Source organism: Martinezella sp. CNPSo 3959, from assembly GCF_057784355.1.
In genome coordinates, this window is record NZ_JBXSOV010000001.1 from 536,049 (window position 1) to 554,825 (window position 18,777).

Annotated in this window: 23 protein-coding genes; 13 read left to right on the plus strand and 10 right to left on the minus strand. The window is 59.0% G+C overall.

The window, feature by feature from the left end; genetic code table 11:
* The first annotated feature begins 16 nt into the window (after positions 1-16).
* The 3 genes from AC13RE_RS02690 to AC13RE_RS02700 all read left to right on the plus strand — a co-directional run bounded on the left by AC13RE_RS02690 (position 17) and on the right by AC13RE_RS02700 (position 2,100).
* Entirely contained in the window at positions 17-820 is an 804-nt protein-coding gene (locus tag AC13RE_RS02690) for an ABC transporter permease (RefSeq protein WP_015340139.1), read from the plus strand.
* A complete protein-coding gene (locus tag AC13RE_RS02695; protein ID WP_488561858.1) occupies positions 817-1,647 on the plus strand; it encodes an ABC transporter permease in 831 nt (276 codons plus the stop codon). Before AC13RE_RS02690 ends, AC13RE_RS02695 begins: the two co-directional genes overlap by 4 nt.
* A 186-nt stretch (positions 1,648-1,833) precedes the next feature.
* Positions 1,834-2,100, plus strand: a complete 267-nt coding sequence (locus tag AC13RE_RS02700) for an usg protein (RefSeq protein WP_015340141.1) — start codon at positions 1,834-1,836, stop codon at positions 2,098-2,100.
* Between the two features lie 54 nt (positions 2,101-2,154).
* Here AC13RE_RS02700 and AC13RE_RS02705 read toward each other — a convergent pair whose 3' ends face one another.
* Complete coding sequence (locus AC13RE_RS02705) at positions 2,155-2,880, minus strand: DUF2270 domain-containing protein (RefSeq protein ID WP_488561859.1); 726 nt, start codon at positions 2,878-2,880, stop codon at positions 2,155-2,157.
* A 145-nt stretch (positions 2,881-3,025) separates the two neighbouring features.
* On the opposite strand from AC13RE_RS02705, the gene AC13RE_RS02710 reads away from it, so the two are divergent.
* The 4 genes from AC13RE_RS02710 to AC13RE_RS02725 all read left to right on the plus strand — a co-directional run bounded on the left by AC13RE_RS02710 (position 3,026) and on the right by AC13RE_RS02725 (position 5,482).
* A complete protein-coding gene (locus AC13RE_RS02710) occupies positions 3,026-3,850 on the plus strand; it encodes a methyltransferase domain-containing protein (RefSeq protein WP_488561860.1) in 825 nt (274 codons plus the stop codon).
* 129 nt (positions 3,851-3,979) lie between these two features.
* Positions 3,980-4,672, plus strand: coding sequence for a glutathione S-transferase family protein (locus tag AC13RE_RS02715; protein WP_488561861.1), 693 nt, complete (start codon positions 3,980-3,982; stop codon positions 4,670-4,672).
* Positions 4,665-5,009, plus strand: coding sequence for an ArsR/SmtB family transcription factor (locus AC13RE_RS02720; RefSeq protein ID WP_488561862.1), 345 nt, complete (start codon positions 4,665-4,667; stop codon positions 5,007-5,009). Before AC13RE_RS02715 ends, AC13RE_RS02720 begins: the two co-directional genes overlap by 8 nt.
* A complete protein-coding gene (locus tag AC13RE_RS02725; RefSeq protein WP_132716840.1) occupies positions 5,006-5,482 on the plus strand; it encodes an SRPBCC family protein in 477 nt (158 codons plus the stop codon). Before AC13RE_RS02720 ends, AC13RE_RS02725 begins: the two co-directional genes overlap by 4 nt.
* 98 nt (positions 5,483-5,580) lie before the next feature.
* Here the strand turns inward: AC13RE_RS02725 and AC13RE_RS02730 are convergent, their stop codons facing one another.
* The 4 genes from AC13RE_RS02730 to AC13RE_RS02745 all read right to left on the minus strand — a co-directional run bounded on the left by AC13RE_RS02730 (position 5,581) and on the right by AC13RE_RS02745 (position 9,589).
* Positions 5,581-6,381 carry an ABC transporter ATP-binding protein gene (locus tag AC13RE_RS02730; RefSeq protein WP_488561863.1) on the minus strand — a complete coding sequence of 267 codons (801 nt, stop codon included), beginning with the start codon at positions 6,379-6,381 and terminating at the stop codon, positions 5,581-5,583.
* A gap of 10 nt (positions 6,382-6,391) precedes the next feature.
* Positions 6,392-7,228 carry an aliphatic sulfonate ABC transporter permease SsuC gene (gene ssuC / locus AC13RE_RS02735; protein ID WP_488561864.1) on the minus strand — a complete coding sequence of 279 codons (837 nt, stop codon included), beginning with the start codon at positions 7,226-7,228 and terminating at the stop codon, positions 6,392-6,394.
* 23 nt (positions 7,229-7,251) lie between these two features.
* On the minus strand, positions 7,252-8,427 hold the full coding sequence (gene ssuD, locus AC13RE_RS02740) for an FMNH2-dependent alkanesulfonate monooxygenase (RefSeq protein WP_132716843.1): 1,176 nt from the start codon (positions 8,425-8,427) through the stop codon (positions 7,252-7,254).
* A gap of 193 nt (positions 8,428-8,620) precedes the next feature.
* Positions 8,621-9,589, minus strand: coding sequence for an aliphatic sulfonate ABC transporter substrate-binding protein (locus AC13RE_RS02745; RefSeq protein ID WP_488561865.1), 969 nt, complete (start codon positions 9,587-9,589; stop codon positions 8,621-8,623).
* Positions 9,590-9,834: 245 nt separating this feature from the next.
* Here AC13RE_RS02745 and AC13RE_RS02750 point away from each other — a divergent pair, with 245 nt between their 5' ends.
* Entirely contained in the window at positions 9,835-10,728 is an 894-nt protein-coding gene (locus tag AC13RE_RS02750; protein ID WP_488562531.1) for an NAD(P)-dependent oxidoreductase, read from the plus strand.
* A 61-nt stretch (positions 10,729-10,789) separates the two neighbouring features.
* On the opposite strand, the gene AC13RE_RS02755 is transcribed toward AC13RE_RS02750, so the two are convergent.
* The 3 genes from AC13RE_RS02755 to AC13RE_RS02765 form a co-directional block, all read right to left on the minus strand.
* The gene (locus tag AC13RE_RS02755; RefSeq protein WP_069613098.1) at positions 10,790-11,278 is read right to left on the minus strand and encodes an Lrp/AsnC family transcriptional regulator; all 489 of its coding nucleotides are present in this window, start codon (positions 11,276-11,278) and stop codon (positions 10,790-10,792) included.
* Positions 11,279-11,345: 67 nt separating this feature from the next.
* The gene (locus AC13RE_RS02760; RefSeq protein WP_488561866.1) at positions 11,346-11,978 is read right to left on the minus strand and encodes a uracil-DNA glycosylase family protein; all 633 of its coding nucleotides are present in this window, start codon (positions 11,976-11,978) and stop codon (positions 11,346-11,348) included.
* Positions 11,975-12,544 (minus strand): thermonuclease family protein, encoded by a 570-nt coding sequence (locus AC13RE_RS02765; protein ID WP_488561867.1) that lies wholly within the window; start codon positions 12,542-12,544, stop codon positions 11,975-11,977. The genes AC13RE_RS02760 and AC13RE_RS02765 overlap by 4 nt, the downstream gene beginning before the upstream one ends.
* Positions 12,545-12,667: 123 nt before the next feature.
* Here AC13RE_RS02765 and AC13RE_RS02770 point away from each other — a divergent pair, with 123 nt between their 5' ends.
* Positions 12,668-14,197: a sensor histidine kinase gene (locus AC13RE_RS02770; protein ID WP_132716848.1), complete on the plus strand. Its 1,530-nt coding sequence runs from the start codon at positions 12,668-12,670 to the stop codon at positions 14,195-14,197.
* 120 nt (positions 14,198-14,317) lie between these two features.
* Here AC13RE_RS02770 and AC13RE_RS02775 read toward each other — a convergent pair whose 3' ends face one another.
* Together AC13RE_RS02775 and cobT are read right to left on the minus strand one after the other, a co-directional pair.
* Positions 14,318-14,710 (minus strand): diacylglycerol kinase, encoded by a 393-nt coding sequence (locus AC13RE_RS02775; protein WP_015340155.1) that lies wholly within the window; start codon positions 14,708-14,710, stop codon positions 14,318-14,320.
* Positions 14,711-14,895: 185 nt separating this feature from the next.
* Positions 14,896-15,912: a nicotinate-nucleotide--dimethylbenzimidazole phosphoribosyltransferase gene (cobT, locus tag AC13RE_RS02780; RefSeq protein WP_488561868.1), complete on the minus strand. Its 1,017-nt coding sequence runs from the start codon at positions 15,910-15,912 to the stop codon at positions 14,896-14,898.
* A gap of 127 nt (positions 15,913-16,039) precedes the next feature.
* Here cobT and AC13RE_RS02785 point away from each other — a divergent pair, with 127 nt between their 5' ends.
* From AC13RE_RS02785 to AC13RE_RS02800, 4 genes are all read left to right on the plus strand, one after another.
* On the plus strand, positions 16,040-16,816 hold the full coding sequence (locus tag AC13RE_RS02785) for an adenosylcobinamide-GDP ribazoletransferase (protein ID WP_488561869.1): 777 nt from the start codon (positions 16,040-16,042) through the stop codon (positions 16,814-16,816).
* A gap of 19 nt (positions 16,817-16,835) precedes the next feature.
* The gene (locus tag AC13RE_RS02790) at positions 16,836-17,057 is read left to right on the plus strand and encodes a DUF1289 domain-containing protein (protein WP_112398367.1); all 222 of its coding nucleotides are present in this window, start codon (positions 16,836-16,838) and stop codon (positions 17,055-17,057) included.
* Entirely contained in the window at positions 17,054-17,755 is a 702-nt protein-coding gene (locus AC13RE_RS02795; RefSeq protein ID WP_488561870.1) for a retropepsin-like aspartic protease family protein, read from the plus strand. Before AC13RE_RS02790 ends, AC13RE_RS02795 begins: the two co-directional genes overlap by 4 nt.
* Positions 17,756-17,853: 98 nt before the next feature.
* Complete coding sequence (locus tag AC13RE_RS02800; RefSeq protein WP_488561871.1) at positions 17,854-18,756, plus strand: DMT family transporter; 903 nt, start codon at positions 17,854-17,856, stop codon at positions 18,754-18,756.
* Positions 18,757-18,777: the final 21 nt, after the last annotated feature.

Below are 18,777 nucleotides of genomic sequence, written 5' to 3' on the forward strand. Positions count from 1 at the left end.
CTAGGGGAAATATGGCATGAGCGGATTGTTTTCCGCCCTTGGTTCCTTGTGGACCTGGTTGAGTACGATTTTTGACCCATTGTGTGGTCCGGCCGGACTGTTCACTCTGTTCGGCCAAAATACGATGCTCGCCTGTGGTGACACGGGATGGGGCGACGAGCTTGCCGGCGGCTTGAAGATCACCATCGCCGTCTCGGTCCTGACGCTGCCGCTTGGCATCGTCATCGGCTTCTTCGTTGCGCTCGCGCAGCAATCGGAAGAGAAATCGCTGAGGCTCGCCGCTGGTGTCTTCACGACGATTTTCCGTGGCCTGCCGGAGCTGCTGACGCTCTTCATCATCTACTATGGCATGCAGATCCTCTTGCAGTCCGTGCTCGCTAAATTCGGTTATGACGGACCCGTTGAGATCAACGCCTTCGCGGCCGGCATGGTGGCGCTGGCAATCGTCTTTTCCGCCTATTGTTCGGAAGTCCTCCTCTCTGCCTTCAAAGCCATTCCCAAAGGTCAATATGAGGCAGGCGATGCACTTGGATTTCATCGGGCACGAACCATGCGGCTTATCATCGTGCCGCAACTCGTGCGTATTTCCCTGCCAAATCTCGGGAACCTCTGGATGAACCTGCTGAAGGATACGTCTTACGTGTCCATCATCGGCCTTGCCGATATCATCAGACAGACGGGGATTGCCGTCCGCGCCACCAAGGCGCCCTTCACCTTCTATTCCATCGCCTGCCTGTTTTATCTGACACTGGCCGTCATCTCTTCCGTCGGCCTCTTCTATCTCGATCGATGGGCTAAACGTGCGGAGGTCCATCGATGAGCCATGCCGAAGTTCTGATCGCCGCGCAGCCGGCGCCGCCGAAGACGGTCACGAAGCTCTCTAAGGCGCGCATCGCCGGTTATTTTTTTCTGACCCTTTGGGCCATTCTCGGTATTTCGCTGCTGGCAATGATTGTAAGCGGGTGGGATGTTGACAAGCTCGAAACCTATGGGCCACGGCTGCTTCACGGTCTCTGGATCACGGTCAAGCTGGTCGCCACATCCTTTATCCTCGGCGCGATTCTCTCGATACCGCTGGCCTTTGCCCGTATGTCGAGCAACAAGATCCTGAGCACGCTGACCTATTGCTATGTCTATCTGTTCCGCGGCACGCCGCTGCTGGCGCAGATTTTCATGGTCTATTACGGTTTCCCGAGCTTTCGCTGGTTCTTCGAGGATATCGGCCTCTGGTGGTTCTTCAAGGACCCCTTCTATTGCGGCGTCTTCGCCATGACGCTGAACACGGCGGCCTATCAGACGGAAATCGTCCGGGGCGCTATTCAGAGCGTGCCGAAGGGCCAGCGGGAAGCGGCCAGTGCCCTTGGTATCCATACCTGGATCGCCTTCCGCAAGATCATCATTCCCCAGGCGCTCATCGTGGCGCTGCGCCCCTACGGCAACGAGATCATCCTGCTGATCAAGAGTTCGGCAACCGTCTCCATTATTACGGTCTTCGACCTGATGGGCGAAACACGCTACGCCTTCTCGCGGACCTACGACTACCAGATCTATCTTTGGGCTGCGATCTTCTATCTCGTGATTGTCGAACTCATGCGAAACGGCTGGGCGCGGATGGAAGGCGGGCTGACACGGCACCTCAAGCGCTGATCCCGGCCAAGGCTGCGCCTGGGCGCAGCCTTGGCAGCACCCCCATGCAATCGCTGCTAATACATTGATTTCTGTGAATAAATTTCCATCATGACATTTTTGTAAAGCTTGAGTTTACCATCTGTTGTTTCCATATTTGAGTGACCATGAGTCACGAACAAGAATGGGAACGGAAAGAGAAAGCTCATGCATAACGACATGCAAAAGCAGTTGCAGGGTTATGGGTTGACGACGGCGCAGATCTTCTACCGCCTGCCCGATCATCCGCAATTCCTGCAGACCTATATCTGGCAGGATTATGATCTCGCCCCGAACTTCCCGGAAATGCGCGGCTTCCTGAAATTCTGGCAGGAAACGCTGGATGGGCCGTTGCATTCCGTGCGTTATGTCCATCGCAAGCTGATTTCAGCGACGGAATGGCGAGCGCTAAAGGGAGAATTCATTCTCCACTAGAACCGCCGGGCTTCGATCTGCCCAGCTCCCCGTCACACGTCAGAGACACGTGTATCAGACATGCGCTTCGCCATGGACGAAATCGCCGTCATCCGGCCCACGATGGAGCGTGCCATAGAGGGCGACGGCATAGAAGACCCCGACGAGGAGGATGACGAGCAAGCCGGGTATAGGCCCGAGAGCCGCGTTGTCGGCAATATAGCTCCATGAATGCGGCTGCTCCTGCGCTACGCCGCTGGTCTGAAGCTTTGGCGTCGAGATCTTCAGGATCCATGCCAGCAGCAGGATCGCATACATCCAGCAATAATTGCGCCGCAACCGCCGCTGTGCTGCTTCGAAATAGCTGAGCAGCAGCCGGGGCGAACGCAGGCTGGCGGCGACCGACAGGGCCCAATCAGGATTGAGGTCCGTTTGCGGCGCCAGAATCTGCGCGAAGTAGTGCCGCTCCAGTTGCCGCACCCGCGAGCGATAGACATCGAAGAAGCGATATCGTCGCGCCTCGATCAGCAACAGCAGTGTGATCAGCATCATTCCGAACAACAATACCCCATGATGCGACGTCGGTGTCGAAAGCGATACGGACAGCAGGGCTGCAACCACCGTGATCGCCCAATTCGATGTCCGGTCGATGCGATCGCGCCAGCTCGTCATCCTCCCCAGTTCGCCCCGATAATAGTGCGTCAAGGTGTTTGTGACTTCAGCGGATGTGGACGGCAAAGAGGGACGGCCGCGCTCTGCCGGGCTGCTTGTCGGATACGGTGTGGTGCGTTCATTATCCATGATTTTTCCTCCCTTATTCTTTTGTTCGGATAGCGTCCCCCAAGTCGCCTTCCCTGAAGCCCATATTCTGCGCCTGCGCGCCAAGCATTGCAAAAGGCGATCAAGCGCCTTAATGCCTGCGTGACGAATGGAAGGGCTGTCACTCATGGCAAAGAAGAAGATCGACGAAGACGCGCTTGCGGAAGCCTATAACCAGGCACTGGCACTGGAGAAGGCGGGCGATATCGACGCTGCGGTTCAAGCCTATGAAAAGGTACTGGCTCTCGATCCGGAAGACCATGGTGGCGCAGCCGTGCGTATCGCCTCGATGGGGCGCGGCGAGACACCGGCCAAAGCGCCGGACGCCTATGTCGAAACCCTGTTCGACCAGCATGCCGAGATTTTCGAGGATGTGCTGGTGGAGCAGCTCGGCTACCACGTCCCGGTTCTCGTGCGCCAGCGCCTGCAGGCTCTTGGCCTCGGTCCCTTCAAGCGGATGCTCGACCTTGGCTGCGGCACTGGCCTCACCGGCGGCACGCTGCGCGATATCGCCGAGGATATTACTGGCATCGACATTTCCGAAAACATGGTCGAAGTCGCTCATGAAAAGGATATCTACGAAACGCTCTTCGTTGCCGAGGTCGAGGATTTTCTAGACGACAATGACGAGGACGCCTTCGATCTGATCACCGCGACTGATGTCCTGCCCTATCTCGGCGCGCTGGAACCCCTGTTCTTCGGCGCAGCCGAAAACATGACGCCGGGCGGCCTCTTCATCTTCTCTTCGGAGACCCTGCCTGAGGCGACCATGGCCGGACGTCCCTATATGGTCGGCCCGCATCAGCGCTTCGCCCATTCGGAAGCCTATGTGCGCGAGCGGCTGACTGCGACGGGCTTCGAACTCGTCGAAATCACCGACATCAACGTCCGTATGGAAGATGGCCAGCCGACCCCGGGTCATCTGGTCATCGCCCGTCGTCTCGCCGATTGAGGGAAAATATATCACATTGCAAATAGTTATCCATTTGGGTAACTATTTTCTTGCGCGGCGACCGGCGAGCTGATACTTAGCCACTCAGATAAGTATCAGCTCGAACCTTGATCTCGGAAAGGTCGCCGCGTGTCCCTTATTCTCTATCAGCATCCCCTCGCCTCCTTTTGCCACAAGGTCTTGATGGCGCTCTATGAAAACGGGGCGCCATTCGAAAGCCGCATCATCGATCTCGGCAATGCGGAATCGCGTGCCTCGCTGGTGCGCCTCTGGCCGCTCGCAAAATTTCCGGTGCTTCGCGACGAAGCTCTCGACAGCACGGTTCCAGAGACCAGTATCATCATCGAATATCTCGACCGGCATTATCCCGGCGCAAGGGCGCTGCTGCCGACAGATCCATCGGATGCCCTATGTGTGCGGCTTTGGGATCGCTTCTTCGATCTCTATGTGCAGGAGCCGATGCAAGCGATCGTCGCGGACGTGCGCCGCGCAGAAGGGGAGCGGCGCCCGCAAAGCGTCGCCGAAGCCGAGACCTTGCTGCGCACCGCTTATGGCATGATCGAAAAGCAGCTGGACGGAAAAACCTGGATCACCGGAGACAATGTAACCATGGCGGATTGCGCCGCCGCGCCGGCTCTATTCTACGCGGAAACCCTTGTCCCCTTCGGCGAGGAGCATGGCCGGCTGAAGGCCTATTATCGGCGCCTTATCGAGCGCCCATCCTTCGCCCGGGTCCTGCAGGAAGCAATGCCCTATTTCCATATGTACCCTTATAGTGACAAGCTGCCGGCGCAGTTCCGGCCGGAAAAGCCGAATGCTTGAAGAACCGCAGGCGCTCGACCGTATGTTCCAGGCTCTGTCCGATCAAAGCCGTCGCGGTATGATCGACAGGCTCGGGCGTGGACCGGCCTCCGTCACGGAACTGGCACAGCCGCTCGACATGGCGCTGCCGACCGTGATGAAACATCTGCAGGTGCTGGAAACGAGCGGGCTGGTCCTGTCGGAAAAGGCCGGGCGGGTGCGCACCTATCACCTGCGCAAGGAAGCGCTGGCAGCTGTCGAACGCTGGATTGCCGAGCGCAAGGCATCCTGGAACAGGACCTTCGACCGGCTCGACCTCTTTCTTGCTGATACATCGACGGAGACGACGGACGAATGAGCATAAGATCGATAAACCATACCACGATCACCATAGAACGTCATTTCAAAGCCTCCCTGCCAAAGGTCTTCAATGCCTGGGCAATACCGGAGCAGAAGCGGCAATGGTTCGGCTGCCATGAGGATTGGAAGTCGCTGGAGTTCCAGCTCGATTTCCGTGCCGGCGGCAGCGAAAGCAGTCGCGTCGCCTCAGCTGAAGGCGTCGTGCATGCCTATCAGGCGCGATATATCGACGTCGTCCAGAACGAGCGCTTCATTTATGCCTTCGACATGATGCTCGACAACGTCAGAATCTCCGTATCGCTGGCAACGGTCAGCTTCGCCTCAGAACCCGGCGGCACGAAAATGACCTTCGTCGAACAGGTCGTGTTCCTCGACGGCTACAGCGACAACGGCTCTCGCCTCATGGGCACAGAAATCGGCTTCGATAACCTCAAGCTCTATGTCGAGGGAGACGATAGCAGGCCGAATTAGAGCAATTCCAGAAAAAGTGCGTAGCGGTTTTCCGTCCGGAATTGCGTAAAAACAAAAAGATAGAGCGTTTTGGCGATTCGAAGAAAAGCGAAAAAGCTCTAATTCCGCGCGTCACCGAGGATTGCCGCCAGCAGCTGCCCTTCGAACTCTGCGAGCGCCGGATTGCCGTGACGGCGGGGATGCGGATAGGGAATGTCGAGATCGAGCACGATCCGGCCCTCGTCCAGCACCACGACCCGATCGGCCAGATGCACGGCTTCGCTGACATCGTGCGTCACGAGCACGGCGGTAAAGCCGAGCTCGCGCCAGACGCGGTTCAGCAGCTCCTGCATGCTGATGCGGGTCAAAGCATCCAACGCACCGAGCGGCTCATCAAGCGCGAGGATCCCGGGCTTGCTGACGAGTGCACGGGCAAGCGCCACGCGCTGCTTCTGGCCGCCGGAAAGGCTCGAGGGCCATTCACCGGCCTTCTCGGCAAGCTGCACCTCCGAAAGAACGGACGCGGTCTTCTTGCGCGAAATATCCTGTGGCACGCCCTCGCCCAGGCCCACCGCAACATTGTCGGCGACGGAAAGCCAGGGCAGCAGCCGAGGCTCCTGAAAGACGATGCGTGTATTGGGCTGTGTATCACCACCATCGACCGCTTCAAAGCGCAGATGGCCGGCGCTCGGCTCTTCCAGCCCCATCAGGATGCGCAGCAACGTGCTCTTGCCGCAGCCGCTCTTGCCGATGACGGCGACGAACTGCCCGGCAGGAATATCGAGATCGATGCCCCGCAGGACACGGTTGCTGCCGAAACTCTTCTCCAGACCCTTGATATGGATGGCCGCAGCGCCCGCCGCCTGCGCGGCGGAATTTTTGGCTTCCGCCCGCGGGCGATCGAGTGTGTTGACGCTCATGGGAGGTTCCTCAATTCCGATAGGCCGGATTCCAGCGCAAAGCCCTGCGCTCGATCGCCCGTGCGACGACATCGGCGAGCTTGCCGAGAATGGCGTAGATGACGAGCGTCAGCACCACGACATCAGTCATGCCGAACTCGCGGGCATTGTTGGCCATGTAGCCAATGCCCGACGATGCCGCGATCGATTCAGCAACGATGAGCGTCAGCCACATGATGCCGAGGGCAAACCGCAAACCAACCAGGATGGACGGAAGTGCGCCGGGGAAGATGACCTTCCGGAACAGCGTCCAGTTGCTCATGCCGTAGACCCGTCCCATCTCGATCAGCCCGCGATCGACATTGCGCACGCCGTGGTAGGTGTTGAGATAGATCGGGAAAAGCACGCCGAGCGCCGTCAGGAACAGTTTGGATTCCTCGCCGATCCCGAACCAGAGAATGACGAGCGGCACCATGGCGAGATGCGGAATGGTTCGCAGCATCTGCAGCGTCGTATCGGTCAGCTGTTCAGACAGCCGCGACACGCCGTTGGCGATGCCAAGCAGAAAGCCGATCGAGCAGCCAACCAACAGGCCGGCAAACGCGCGGCCGGCGCTGACTAAGATATTGTTCGGGAGTTGGCCGGAAATCGTGGTCTGCCAGAAGGCAACCACGACGGCCGCCGGCGACGGCATGATGCGGGTGGAGATCCATCCAAGCGACGAGCCCAGCTGCCATGCCGCGATGACGACAACCGGCAGCAGGAACGGCAGAAACCTCTGGAACGAAATGCCTTGCCGCGCGACCTTGGCCTGGCGTGCGCGCCGTTCCGAGGCCACGCGGACGAAGGACGTGTCGAATGCCGACATGGGGATCTCCCTTTGATCTGGCGTTACGAGCCGGAAACGACCTTGAGATTGCCGCCATGACTGCCGCCCGCGAAAATCTGCTTGGCGCCGAATTCGTTGCGGAACCCGGCACGCTGCTCGTCGCGCTTCAATCCCAGCTCGGGGAAGAGCAGTTCGGCCACACGATAAGCTTCCTCCAGATGCGGATAGCCCGAGCCGATCACGGTTTCGATGCCGAGCTCCTGATATTCCCGCAACCTTGCAGCCACCGTCTTCGGCGATCCCACAAGCGCCGTACCGGCGCCAGCACGGACCAGGCCGACGCCAGCCCAGAGATTCGGCGAAACTTCCAGCTTGTCCCGGCGACCGCCATGCAGCGCCGCCATGCGCTTCTGCCCGACGGAGTCGGACTGGTTGACGAATTGCTCCTGCGCTTCGCGGATCGTCTCGTCGTCGAGCTTTGAAATCAGCTTGTCGGCCGCAGCCCATGCCTCTTCGTCCGTCTCGCGAACGATGAAGTGAAGGCGAATGCCGAAGCTGACCTCGCGCCCACGCTTGGCAGCGGCTGCCCGCACCTTCTTGATCTTTTCGGCCACCTGCGCCGGCGGCTCGCCCCATGTCAGATACTTGTCGACGCGACCAACCGAGAATTCGATACCCGCATCCGAAGATCCACCGAAGTAGAGCGGCGGGCGCGGCGCCTGCACCGGCGGCAGGCCGAGTCGCGCATTCGTCGCCTTGATATATTTGCCTTCGAAGGTGGACGATCCCGTCTCCAACAGCTCCTCCCAGACATGGAAGAATTCATCGGCATGGGCATAGCGTTCATCATGCTCGAGATGAATACCGTCACCGGCGAGCTCTGCCGGGCTGCCGCCAACGACGATGTTGAGCAACACGCGGCCATTCGAGACACGATCGAGCGTCGAGGCGAGACGGGCGTAATAGGCGGGCGAGGCCGTACCCGGGCGGATGGCGACCAGAAACTTCAGCTTCTGCGTATGCGCCGAGAGCGCTGCAGCCGTCACGAAGGATTCTTCACAGGAAACGCCGGTCGGCAAAAGCACGCCCGTATAACCCAGCCGATCGACTGCCTGCGCGATCTGCTGGAGATAGCCAATCTCCGGGCCGCGGTTGAGATCGGCCGTACCCAGATAGGTGCCGTCGCCGGAGGTCGGGATGAACCAGAGAAAATCGATGGGTTTTGCGGTCGCGGTCATGAAGCTTTCCTGCTTTCTGGATGCGCGTGGTCGGGAGCCACCTCCCGATGTTCGATCCGGATAATGGCATAGACTATCGATTACATCGACAATATGGATTTTCTAATTGTCGGCGTTTGACGAAATATTTTGCCCATAAAGTCCCCACCCGTAGTGTTACGGGCGGAGACGATATCCGTGGGTCTTGTCAGCGTCAGCTCGCCTTTGGTCGCCAGACGATGTCCGTGACGTTGAGCTTCTTCGGAACGATGCCAAGATTATAGAACTCGTCAGCCAGCCCCTGCTGATAGGCGATCGCCGCATCTGTAATGGTAGAGACACCGCCAAGATTTGCACCAGGACGCGTCAGCACCACCCGCGTCACCTCGGCCGGCACACCGGTGATTTCGGACATGGCCTTAACGGTGCCGTCCAAATCCGATTGCGCCGCCGCCCCCACCTTGGCCAGTTCGTCGATGACATCGATAATCACCTGCGGGTTATCTTTGGTGAAATCGCCGTTACCCAGGAAATAACTGAAGGAATCGACGATGCCCCGCGCAGTCGCAAGGATGCGGGTATCCGGGTCGGCCTCTGCAATGGCGAGATAGGGATCCCAGATCGACCAGGCATCGATCGCGCCGGTCTTGAACGCAGCGGATGCATCCGGCGGCGTGAGATCGAGCGGCTGGATATCGCTGATCGTCAGCCCGCCTTTGCGAAGCGCCTTGACGGCGACGTTGTGGGCGCTGGAGCCGCGCTTGAAGGCAACCTTCTTTCCCTTGAGATCAGCAAGCGTCTGGATCGGGGAATCCTTGCGCACGAGAATGGCGGAGCTTTCGGGGCTGCCGGTGTAAATGCCGACGTACAGCAGATTGCCGTTGGCAGCCTGCGCAAACAGCGGCGGCACATCGCCCGTCGCACCGAAATCGAGAGCACCGGCGCCAAGAGCTTCCAGCAGCGGCGGGCCGGATGTGAACTCCGACCATTCGACGGATATGCCGCGATCGGAAAGCCGCTTTTCCAACGCCCCTTGACGCTTTGCCAATGCCAATACGCTGTTCTTCTGCCAGCCGATCCGAAGCGTCGTCGCTGCGGCCGCACGTGACTGTCGAACGGAAGGTAAAGCGAAAGCTGCCGCCGTCGCACCGAGAAGGCCGAGTGTCTGTCTGCGCGAAATCATCGAAGATCCCTTTTTATGAGGCCTCGGCGCTTCCGCGGCCATCGGCTCGTTGTCGATGACCTAAGATCGCAAATCCATAGATTATATCGACAAAGGAAATTATGAAGATTCGCAACAGTAGCGAAATTCCATTCCAATAAACGGATAAAACGGAAATCAGATTTCAAATCACATACCATGGTGACAAGTTGCCCGACAAATCGGTCTTTCGTCTCCCTGGCCTTTCGGCTAAGCCTTCGAAACAAATTCGGTCACGGAGTTATGAAATGGCAAAGGTCTCATTCATCGGTATGGGCGTCATGGGCTATCCCATGGCTGGGCATCTGAAGGTCAAGGGCGGGCATGACGTCACCGTCTATAACCGCACCACCGCCAAGGCCGAGGCATGGGCCAAGCAATATGACGGCAAGTTTGCCTCTACTCCGGCTGAAGCCGCTGCAGGCGCCGATTTCGTCTTCACCTGCGTCGGTAACGATGACGACCTGCGCTCGGTGACCACGGGTGAAAACGGCGTCCTTTCAAGCATGAAGGCCGGTTCGATTCTTATCGACAACACCACCGCAAGCGCCGAAGTCGCTCGCGAACTCTACGCAGCCGCCAAGGAAAAAGGCGTCGACTTCATCGACGCACCGGTTTCCGGCGGACAGGCAGGCGCGGAAAACGGCGTGCTGACCGTCATGTGCGGCGGTGACGAAACCGTCTTCGAGAAGGCTCGTCCCGTCATCGACGCCTATGCCCGCATGGTCGGGCTGATGGGGTCTGTCGGCGCGGGACAGCTGACCAAGATGATCAACCAGATCTGCATTGCCGGCATCGTCCAGGGACTCGCCGAAGGCATCCATTTCGGCAAGCAGGCCGGGCTCGATATCGAAAAGGTCGTGGAGGTTATTTCCAAGGGCGCCGCCGGTTCCTGGCAGATGGAAAACCGCCACAAAACCATGAATTCAGGCAAATATGATTTCGGCTTTGCAGTGGACTGGATGCGCAAGGATCTCGGCATCGTGCTTGAGGAAGCGCGCCGCAACCAGGCCAAGCTGCCGCTCACGGCCCTCGTCGACCAGTTCTACGGCGACGTCCAGGCGATGGGAGGCAATCGCTGGGATACCTCCTCACTGCTCGCGCGCCTGGACAAGAAGTAAAGGCTGCCGGGAAATCAATGGCTTCTCCTGAGCGCCTCATCAGAGCGGCGCTCAGTCTATGTCAGTCCTCGTTGGACTTGGCATTTTCCAGCAGCATGTAATCGAGCGGCAGCTCCGTCGAATACTTGATCTGCTCCATCGCAAAAGCCGAAGAGACATCGCGGATTTCGATCTTGGCGATCATGCGCTTATAGAAGGCATCGTAAGCGGCGATATCCGGGACGACGACACGCAGCAGATAGTCCACATCACCGCTCATGCGATAGAATTCGACCACTTCCGGGAAATCGGCGATCACTTCGGAAAAGCGCTTCAGCCATTCGATCGAGTGGCTGTTGGTGCGGATGGACACGAAAACCGTGACCTTCGTGTTGACCTTTTCCGGATCGAGCAAGGCCACGCGGCGGCGAATGACGCCATCTTCTTCCATCTTCTGAATACGACGCCAGCAGGGCGTCGTCGAGAGACCGACCTTCTTGGCAAGATCGGCTACGGCCAGAGTGGAATCCTCCTGCAGCAGGCGCAGGATTTTGCGGTCAAGACGGTCCATTTAAAGCATCCCTTCGAATTATATTCTCTCTATAGCTTATTTTTAGCGACAGAAAAGAAACTTTTTCTCAAGGAAGCAGGCTTTTCACACGTTGTTGCAAAATGGGAAGCAGTTCGGCCTCGAACCAGGGGTTACGTTTCAGCCAGCCGCTGTTGCGCCAGCTCGGATGCGGCAACGGCAGGACGGACGGCGACCGGTTGGTTAGAAGATAACGCCGCCACTGCGCGACAGTCTCGGTCATCGAACCCATGCGCTTCGCTCCGAGATGCCAAGCCTGCGCATATTGACCGATCGTCAGGATCAATTCGATCTGCGGCATCGCATCCATTGCCCGTTGCCGCCATAATGGTGCGCACTCCTTGCGCGGCGGCAGATCGCTTCCAGTCTTGTCATAGCCTGGAAAGCAGAAGCCCATGCCCATTATGGCGAAATGATCCGGATTGTAGAAACTCTCGCGATCTACGGCGAGCCACTGACGCAAACGATCACCGGAGGCATCGTTGAACGGCATACCGCTCTCGTGAACGCGCAATCCTGGCGCCTGCCCTGCGATGAGTATCCGTGCAGTCGATGATAGTGTCGCAACCGGACGCGGCTCATGCGGCAGGCGATCCGCCTCGCCCTTGGCCGGTGCGTCCCGACAGAGACGGCAGGCCGCAATCGCCGAACGCAGGATTTGCAATTCGCCCTCCTGCTTCATGGGGCGCTCCACCCGACAAGCTGGCGCAAATAGCCGAGCCATCCGGCAATCGGATCATTGTCATGGGCCATACGCTCCTCGCGCCGATAGTCGCTCGGCCTCTCGAAATCACTGGCCCAAAGCCCAGCCTTCGCCTGCCGTGCGCTCCGCTCCTCGCTTGCGTAGCCGCCATAAGAAACCGCCATGCCGTTGCGCACCATCGCTGCGTTGATATCGGCATCGCCAGCGACGCATGTCACCAACAGGCGACCATAGCGATCCCTCTCCCGCCCCCGACATTCGGGCGCTCCGGTCTTAATCATTGTGGCAAGCGCCTTGCGTGCTTCTTCGCCGCAGGCCCAATCCGCGCCATTGCGTTGGCAGCGCTGCCGATATTCGGGAGCATCGATCCCTCTCAATCTCAAGCGCTCGCCACTGGTGGAAAGCGTGTCGCCGTCAATGACATAAAAGCTTCCATTTTGAACGATTTCCGGTCGATTGTTCATCTTCAACGCGAATAATGCAAGAATGGCAAGCAGCGCGAAAGTGACCACGCCGTCACGAAACAGGCGGCCCGACCGCATCACGTTGTTGCCTCCTTTAAGAACAAATCCTTGGCGAAGATGGCAAACAAATCATTTCGGCGCAGCATCTTCTTAAGATTTAAACGCTAGGGTGTAGCCTCAGGCAGGCTAAGTTTCAATGTAACCATGAGCACCGGCGTCAGCACATCGACAGATAAAAACATTGTCGACCGATCGCGCAGTCACCGTAACCGGGCTGTGTCGAAGGCCGTGCGGCAAACGCGCGAGCGCCTGCAAAGCGGCCACAGCCGCAACTTCGACCGCGAACTGATGATGATGCATATCGACACCTTGCGGCAGAGTGCCGCCGTCGTGCCGATCTTCGTCATCGTGGTTGCCGTTCTCGGCGTCTACCTGACGCGTGATGCCGGCATTCTCTTCTGGACCATTCCGATCCTCACGGCGCATGCCATCAACATGCTGATCGGACGACGCGCCAAGAAGCAGGAAATGTCAGCTGAAAGCGCCAGAAAGTGGCGACAGCTGCTTTTGCTGGGGCAATTGCTCGTCGGCTTCTGTTGGGCGCTCTTTGCGATGCAAAATTGTGCGACCTGCGGCGGCGACAGCTTCGCCTTCTACAAGGGCACGACCCTGCTAGCGGCAATCTGCATTGCGGCCATGTCCAGCTTCATGCTGCCGCGAGCTGTTCCGTTTTCCTTCGCACCGGCGACCGTAGCGCTGACCGTGGCAGCCATCCTGACGCGAAGGCCTTCCGATATCGCCCTCGCCGCAGCCATTTCGGTTGCCGTGATATTCTTCAGCTTCATCACCAACCGCATGTATCAGTCGAACCTGAAGATCCTCTCTTTCCAATCGGAGAAGGACGATTTGATCGCGGAACTCGAAGTCGCGAAATCGATGTCCGACGAGGCCCGGAGGCGTGCCGAAGAAGCAAACCTCGCCAAATCGCGCTTTCTTGCTTCCATGTCGCATGAGCTTAGAACACCGCTGAATGCGATCCTTGGCTTTTCCGAGGTCATGTCCGCCGAGGTCATGGGGCCGCTCAACAATCCGACCTATCGCGAATACACCAGTGATATCCATCGATCCGGCCAGCACCTGCTCAACCTGATCAACGAAATCCTCGACCTCTCTCGTATCGAGGCCGGGAAATACGAGCTGAACGAAGAAGCGATTTCTCTCCTCGATATTGCCGAGGATTGCATCGGCATGGTGCAGTTGCGTGCCCGCGCCAAGAACATTTCGATCTCATCGCAATTCGAGGCGCAGCTGCCCTCCGTCTGGGCCGATGAGAAATCGATGCGCCAGGTGATCCTCAACCTCCTGTCGAATGCGGTGAAATTCACGCCGCAGGGCGGCGAGATCAGCGTCAAGGTCGGATGGACCGCCGGTGGCGGCGAATATGTTGCGATCAAGGACAACGGTCCGGGCATCCCCGAAGAGGAGATCCCGATTGTGCTGTCGGCCTTCGGCCAGGGCTCCATCGCCATCAAGAGCGCCGAACAGGGCACGGGCCTCGGCCTGCCGATCGTACAGGCCATTCTTGCCAAGCATGACGGTCAGTTCATGCTGAAATCCAAGCTGCGGGAAGGCACGGAAGTCATCGCCATCCTACCGCCCAAGCGCGTGCTGCAAAGCCTGCCGGCGGTCGAAGATGCCCCGCTCGCCGAACGGCGCAAGAAGAGCTTTGCTTAAACAAAGCGCGGACGTCGCTCGTTAGAGCGCTTCAGCTTTTCACGGAATCTCTGAATCGCTCTATCTCTTTGTCTCGCAATTCCGGACGGAAAACCGCTCCACACTTTTCCTGGAATTGCTTTAGCGAAACAGCAGATGGCTGCCGATGACATAAAGCATGTAGATACCGGACGCGACCAGCATGCAGAGAACGGCAAAGGAGCCGAGATCCTTGGCGTGTTTGCCGACGTTGGAAATCTCCGGCGAAATCCGGTCGATCACCTCTTCCACCGCCGTATTCATGGCTTCGACTGCGAAGACGGCAAGGAACAAGACCATCGCGATGACGATCTCACCGATGGTCGCGCCGACGGCAATCAATAAGATCAGTCCCACTCCGGCAAAAAGGAGTTCCTGGCGAAAGGCCGATTCCTGCAACAGCCGCTGAAATCCGCCCCAGGAATAGCCGGCAGCGGCGAAAAAGTGCCGAATCCCGGTCTCCTTATTGACCGCTGATTTTGAAAACTCAGCCATTCGCGCTCCGCCCGTATTGTCCCGGTTGCAATCTGGATACCTTGCGAATACCGCCTCACCGTGGGCGAAGCAAGGCAACAGCTCTCGTCGCCTCGAAATTCATTGCAGTTTTATGACGGAAAACCGATCATCTACAGGAAATTGAGCGACGAAACGTTTATTTCAACGTTTCGTCGCTCGGTTTTTCAGTGCTTGTTCGTAACCCCGGCGCTTTCGAACGTCGCCATGCCCGAATGGCAGGCTGCCGCAGCCTTGACGATACCCGCGGCCAATGCCGCCCCCGTACCTTCACCAAGCCGCATGCCGAGCGCCAGAAGCGGCGTCTTGCCGAGCTTTTCGATCGAACGGAGATGACCCGGCTCGGCCGAGACATGCCCGATCAGGCAATGATCGAGAGCAGAGGGATTGGCAGCCTTGAGAACAGAGGCAGCGGCCGTCGCGACATAGCCGTCGATGATAACAGGGATACGCTCCATGCGCGCGGCGAGGATGGCGCCGGCCATGGCGGCGATCTCGCGGCCGCCAAGGCGGCGCAGGATTTCCAGCGGATCGTTGAGATGATCGCGATGAAGCGCGACCGCCTTCTCGACGGCAGCGATCTTGCGCTTCAGCATCTCACCTTCCGAGCCGGTGCCTGGGCCAACCCAGTCTTCGGCCTTGCCGCCATAGAGCGCGTAATGAATGGCCGCGGCGATCGTGGTATTGCCGATGCCCATCTCGCCAATGCAGAGCAGATCTGTACCGCCGGCAATCGCCTCCATGCCGAAGGCCATGGTGGCCGCGCAGTCGCGTTCGCTCAATGCCGGTTCTTCGGTGATATCCCCGGTCGGGAACTCGAGCGCGAGATCGAAGACCTTGAGGCCGAGATCGTAGGCAACGCAGATCTGGTTGATGGCTGCACCGCCGGCCGCGAAATTTTCCACCATCTGCTGCGTGACAGAAGGCGGAAACGGGGTGATCCCCTGCTTGGTGACACCGTGATTTCCGGCAAAGATCGCCACCAGAGGCCGGGTCACGGCCGGCGGACGACCGGTCCAGGCCGCCAGCCAGAAAGCGATTTCCTCTAGTCTTCCAAGCGCGCCCGGCGGCTTGGTGAGCTGTGCATCACGTTCGCGCGCGGTCACAAGCGCCCGGGCATCCGGGCCTGGAAGGTCGCGCAGCAATGCGCGGAAATCGTCGAATGGGAGGCCGCTGACGCTCATGAATGCGTTCCTTGTCTTTTAGTCTCAAATCGGGTTCTTTGCGTGCGACTCTATTAGTCCTGGGAATCGGCGTGAACAACTCCAAAAGCGCCCGATGCTGTCGCGCGTATGGCGGGGAGAGGAAGAAATGCGGGAATATATGCGTGACATCGCGCGCTCCGTCGCTTTCTTGAGCCGTATTCCCGTGCCGTCGTCCTTCTTCGAAGGCGATGACGGCAAGCTCTCGCGTGTTTCACGCGCTTTTCCTGTCGCCGGCCTGCTGATCGCCCTGCCCTCTGCACTGACCTTCAGCGTGCTGCTTGCCCTCAACGCCGATCCGTTGATGGCCGTATTGCTGGCGCTTGCCGTGCACACGCTCCTGACCGGCGCCCTTCATGAAGATGGGCTCAGCGACACGACAGACGGATTGGGTGGCGGTAAGGACCGCGAGCGCGCACTCGAAATCATGAAGGATAGCCGTATCGGAACGTACGGGGCGGCAGCGTTGATACTGTCCTTCGGATTGCGGGCGGCAGCACTTGCCGCCATCGCCCGGCATCTCCCGCCTGAGGACGCCGCAGTCGCAATCCTCGCCGCGGCCACCTTGAGCCGCGGTGCCATGGTCTGGCATTGGTACGCCCTGCCACCAGCTAAACCAGATGGGATCGCGGCATCAGCGGGCAAGCCGGATGGCGACGCCATGCAGCTGGCGCTGCTTGCGACACTTGGCCTTGCGGTACTGCTCGTCGGTCCTGCCATGGGCGTTCCGGCGCTGGTTGGCTGCCTTCTTGCGACAAGCGCCGCGGCATTTCTGGCCACGCGATATATCCGTCAGAAATTGACTGGCCATACGGGCGATACGATCGGCGCGACCCAGCAGATTTGCGAGATCGCGTCGCTCTGCACCCTTGCCATGTGCGTTTGAAGCATCGATATATGATCCCATGCTGACACCCTGCATCCTCGTCTGCTCCATCGATCAGAACACCGGCTATTGCTTCGGGTGCGGCCGCACATCCGCTGAAATCGGCGCGTGGATGAACTATAGCGATGACGAACGCCGTCAGATCATGGAAATGCTTCCGGAGCGCCTGACCAAGGTCGAGCGCAAGCCCCGCCGGGAGACCCGCCGCCAAAGGATGGCACGGGAGCGCAGCGCCGTATGAACCGCCTGAACATCGTTCTCGTCATTCTCGGCATCGGCCTCGCACTGCTCGTCTTCAACAATAATACCGGCTCCACCTTCGGCATGCGCAATGACGACTTCGCGCGTGTCGTCTATCTCGTGCCGATCGCCCTGATGATGAGCGCCGCGGTCTGGGCTAGCCGGCATACGGTCAGCCAGTCGATCCGTAATCTTCTCATCTGGTTCGTCATCATCATGGCGCTTGCGACCGCCTACATCTATCGCCGCGATGCAGAACAGGTCGGCAACCGCCTCTTCGCCGGCCTGATGCCCGGCCATGCAGTCGTCGTCACGACGAGCGAAGGCGGTCAGGAAGTCATCCTACACAAGCGTTCGAACGGGCATTTCGAAGCGAAGGTCATCATCAACGGCCAACCGATCGACATGCTGATCGACACCGGCGCCAGCACCATCGCCCTGTCGCAGGAAGACGCCGAGCGCGTTGGTATCATTCCGGAAAACCTCACCTATTCGCAGACGGTACTGACCGCCAACGGCCGCGCCAGAGCGGCTCCCGTAGAACTCGGCTCCGTAGCAATCGGCCCGATCAAGCGCAGGGATGTCCAAGCGAGCGTGGCCGAAGCGGGCAGGCTCGATCAGAGCCTGCTCGGCATGAGCTTTCTCGAAACCCTGGGGTCCATGCAGATGCAGACGGACGAGCTTCGGCTGCGAGACTAATGAACCACCGCATGTGATAGTTCGGTTGGGAGCGAAGCATTCGCCGACCTCTTCACTCTAAAAGATGGCATGTCCAAACCTTATAAGAGTGAAAAACGATGACGCCGGCAAGACCGAACCTGACGACCGAACTGCTGCTTCTTCTTGCACTCGCGACCTGCTGGGGCGCCTCTTACACCTTCATCCGCATTGGCGTGGCAACCATTCCGCCGATCACGCTGATTGCTGCGCGAACCCTGATCGCCGGTCTTGTCCTGCTCGCCATCATACGCTGGCGCGGGCTGAGCCTGCCAAGAGACGCCGCCACATGGAAGCGTTTCCTCATTCAGTCCTGCCTCAACAGCGCCATTCCCTTCACGTTGATCGCCTGGGCGGAACAGACCGTCGATGCCGGTCTGGCGACCATATTGAATTCCACGACACCGATTTTCGCCTTCCTGATTTCCGCTTTCCTGCTACGCAGCGAGCCGTTGACGGGACGCAAGCTATTTGGCGTGATTGCCGGCATGGCGGGCATCTGCCTGATCATCGGCCTCGATGCGCTACATGGCATGGGCCGCCAATTGCTGCCGCAGCTTTCCGTTGTCGCGGCATCGATCTGCTATGCCTGTGCTGCCTTGTTCGGCCGCAATTTCAAGGGACTGGACCCGATGATGCCGGCAGCCGGCTCGTTGCTTTGCGGTGCCGCCCTCCTGATCCCCGCGAGCCTGATTGTCGAACATCCCTGGCAGATTGCGCCATCGACAGCCTCGATCCTGGCACTGGTCGGCCTGTCGGTCGTCTCCACGGCGCTCGCCTTCAGCATCTATTTCCGACTTATCCAGACCCTGGGCTCGGTCGGCACGACGGCGCAGGCCTATCTTCGCGTCCCGATCGGCGTTGGCATCGGCGTTATCTTTCTCGGCGAGCCTCTATCCCCGACGGCAGCCATCGGTCTTGTCTGTGTCGTGGCAGGTGTCATGGCCATGACCATCGCACCACGCAGGAAGGCCCTGGCGTGAAAAGGCAATCACGTTCAGCGC

Excerpts from the sequence above, each read along its gene's own strand:
- AC13RE_RS02775 (WP_015340155.1), bottom strand. The coding sequence starts at position 14,710 with ATGGCTGAGTTTTCAAAATCAGCGGTCAATAAGGAGACCGGGATTCGG.
- AC13RE_RS02755 (WP_069613098.1), bottom strand. The coding sequence starts at position 11,278 with ATGGACCGTCTTGACCGCAAAATCCTGCGCCTGCTGCAGGAGGATTCC.
- AC13RE_RS02690 (WP_015340139.1), top strand. The coding sequence starts at position 17 with ATGAGCGGATTGTTTTCCGCCCTTGGTTCCTTGTGGACCTGGTTGAGT.
- AC13RE_RS02790 (WP_112398367.1), top strand. The coding sequence starts at position 16,836 with ATGCTGACACCCTGCATCCTCGTCTGCTCCATCGATCAGAACACCGGC.
- AC13RE_RS02745 (WP_488561865.1), bottom strand. The coding sequence starts at position 9,589 with ATGATTTCGCGCAGACAGACACTCGGCCTTCTCGGTGCGACGGCGGCA.
- AC13RE_RS02800 (WP_488561871.1), top strand. The coding sequence starts at position 17,854 with ATGACGCCGGCAAGACCGAACCTGACGACCGAACTGCTGCTTCTTCTT.
- AC13RE_RS02760 (WP_488561866.1), bottom strand. The coding sequence starts at position 11,978 with ATGAAGCAGGAGGGCGAATTGCAAATCCTGCGTTCGGCGATTGCGGCC.
- AC13RE_RS02705 (WP_488561859.1), bottom strand. The coding sequence starts at position 2,880 with ATGGATAATGAACGCACCACACCGTATCCGACAAGCAGCCCGGCAGAG.
- ssuC (WP_488561864.1), bottom strand. The coding sequence starts at position 7,228 with ATGTCGGCATTCGACACGTCCTTCGTCCGCGTGGCCTCGGAACGGCGC.
- cobT (WP_488561868.1), bottom strand. The coding sequence starts at position 15,912 with ATGAGCGTCAGCGGCCTCCCATTCGACGATTTCCGCGCATTGCTGCGC.
- AC13RE_RS02725 (WP_132716840.1), top strand. The coding sequence starts at position 5,006 with ATGAGCATAAGATCGATAAACCATACCACGATCACCATAGAACGTCAT.
- AC13RE_RS02720 (WP_488561862.1), top strand. The coding sequence starts at position 4,665 with ATGCTTGAAGAACCGCAGGCGCTCGACCGTATGTTCCAGGCTCTGTCC.
- AC13RE_RS02795 (WP_488561870.1), top strand. The coding sequence starts at position 17,054 with ATGAACCGCCTGAACATCGTTCTCGTCATTCTCGGCATCGGCCTCGCA.
- AC13RE_RS02785 (WP_488561869.1), top strand. The coding sequence starts at position 16,040 with ATGCGGGAATATATGCGTGACATCGCGCGCTCCGTCGCTTTCTTGAGC.
- AC13RE_RS02710 (WP_488561860.1), top strand. The coding sequence starts at position 3,026 with ATGGCAAAGAAGAAGATCGACGAAGACGCGCTTGCGGAAGCCTATAAC.
- AC13RE_RS02730 (WP_488561863.1), bottom strand. The coding sequence starts at position 6,381 with ATGAGCGTCAACACACTCGATCGCCCGCGGGCGGAAGCCAAAAATTCC.
- AC13RE_RS02770 (WP_132716848.1), top strand. The coding sequence starts at position 12,668 with ATGAGCACCGGCGTCAGCACATCGACAGATAAAAACATTGTCGACCGA.
- AC13RE_RS02700 (WP_015340141.1), top strand. The coding sequence starts at position 1,834 with ATGCATAACGACATGCAAAAGCAGTTGCAGGGTTATGGGTTGACGACG.
- ssuD (WP_132716843.1), bottom strand. The coding sequence starts at position 8,427 with ATGACCGCGACCGCAAAACCCATCGATTTTCTCTGGTTCATCCCGACC.
- AC13RE_RS02695 (WP_488561858.1), top strand. The coding sequence starts at position 817 with ATGAGCCATGCCGAAGTTCTGATCGCCGCGCAGCCGGCGCCGCCGAAG.